The sequence below is a fragment of the Streptacidiphilus carbonis genome, from assembly GCF_000787775.1.
Taxonomy (GTDB): domain Bacteria; phylum Actinomycetota; class Actinomycetes; order Streptomycetales; family Streptomycetaceae; genus Streptacidiphilus; species Streptacidiphilus carbonis.
On record NZ_BBPM01000087.1, the window covers coordinates 1 to 987 of the forward strand.

1 protein-coding gene is annotated in these 987 nt (G+C 75.3%); it reads left to right on the forward strand.

Going from position 1 to position 987, the window contains the following annotated elements; genetic code table 11:
* A partial coding sequence (locus TR46_RS42895; protein WP_369406029.1) for an ABC transporter transmembrane domain-containing protein occupies nucleotides 1-987 on the forward strand: 987 nt, incomplete at both ends.

A 987-nucleotide genomic window follows, 5' to 3' on the forward strand; every position in this document is an offset into this window, starting at 1 on the left:
CCACCCCACCGCGCCGCAGGCAAACCCGCTCACCCGCATCCGCCAAGCCGCCCACCGCAAGGGCCAGCCCCCCCGAACCGCCCTGGCGGTAACCCTCGCCGCCCTGTCCCTCCTCAGCGCCACCGCCCTCCTGGGCACCTCCGGCTGGCTGATCGACCGCGCCTCCCAGCAGCCCCCGATCCTCTACCTGATGGTGGCCATGACCGCGGTCCGCACCTTCGGCATCTCCCGCGGCGTGCTCCGCTACGCCGAACGCCTCGTGAGCCACGACAACGTGCTCCGCTCCCTCGGAGAGCTCCGCACCACCGTCTACACCCGCCTGGAACGCCTCAGCCCCAACGGCGCCGACGGGCGCCTCCGCGGCGACCTGCTCTCCCGCATGGTCACCGACGTCGACGCCGTCCAGGACTACGTCCTCCGCTTCCGCCTCCCCGCCGCAGCGGCCGCTCTCTCCGGCGTGGCCACCGCAGTCGCCCTCGCCCTGGTCCTCCCCCTCGCGGGAGCGCTCCTCGCCGCAGGCCTGCTCCTCGCGGGCATCGCAGTCCCGGCCCTGACCGTCCGCATCTCCTCCCGAGCCGAGAAACTGCACGCCCCCGCCAAGGGAAGACTCGCCGCCCAGACGATCGACCTCCTCGACGGCACCGCCGAACTCACCGTCAGCGGCGCGCTCCCCCGCCGCCTGGACGAGATCGGAGCCACCGACGCCCATCTCACCGCCCTCGCCCGCCGCTCCGCAGCCGGCGCCGGCGTCGGCACCGGCCTCACCACCGCGCTGACCGGCCTCACCGCCACCGCCTGCGCTGCCGCAGGCGTGGCCGCCGTGTCCTCCGGAACCCTCCAGGGCGTCTGGCTGGCCGTGGTGGTCCTGACTCCGCTGGCCGCCTTCGAGGCCGTCACCGGCCTCCCCGTGGCCGCCCAGATCCGCCGCCGCAGCGCCCGGTCCGCCGCCCGCGTCCTGGAACTCGTCGACGCCCCCGACCCCACCAC